Raw genomic sequence first — 600 nt, forward strand, 5'->3', positions numbered from 1 at the left:
ACTCTATATTAATTTATGTGTAATTTATATAAATGTTCAAATATTTTAATAATATTAACCCAAATACGTAGCTATTAGAATGTGTTTAGGCAATACTCGTATAGGTATACACCCATATTCTATAAATTTTTTTAGAGCTCTGGGGTTTCTCCTGCTTACTAACCCTGAAATACCCCTTATTCCTTTCTTCTTCAGATAATTAATAGCGTGTGGAAACATCTTGTTAAAAATTCCTTTTCCTCTATATTTAGCATCAAGTACTAAATAATTCACGAAAGCTATGTGATTCAAGTAAAGACGATAGCAAAGAAAACCAACTATCTGATCTTTTTCATCAGCAATAACGATAACATCGTGTGCACCCCTTAATATCTTATTAACTTCTGTTTTATTTACGTTAAAGGTAGTAGCTGCTAATTCTATTAATTGTATGCGATCGGTATGGGGTATCCAACTTCGAAGATACATGATCTTTCCATCCTTTCGTTTTAAAAAATATATATCTTTTGAAACCGATAGCTTGTACACATATTACATGTATTAACCTCAAAAAACTAACATGGTGTTAGTTTTTTGAGGTAGATTTTGTCTCTTGTTTTT

General features: G+C 30.3%; 1 protein-coding gene. It reads right to left on the minus strand.

Annotated features, from left to right (window positions below; translation table 11 throughout):
• Nucleotides 1–54: 54 nt before the first annotated feature.
• On the minus strand, nt 55–468 hold the full coding sequence (locus V7014_RS22315; RefSeq protein WP_335510464.1) for a GNAT family N-acetyltransferase: 414 nt from the start codon (nt 466–468) through the stop codon (nt 55–57).
• Nucleotides 469–600 lie beyond the last annotated feature (132 nt).

Source organism: Bacillus sp. JJ722 (genome assembly GCF_036963345.1).
Classification (GTDB): Bacteria; Bacillota; Bacilli; order Bacillales; family DSM-1321; genus Bacillus_AD.

Excerpts from the sequence above, each read along its gene's own strand:
- V7014_RS22315 (WP_335510464.1), bottom strand. The coding sequence starts at position 468 with ATGTATCTTCGAAGTTGGATACCCCATACCGATCGCATACAATTAATA.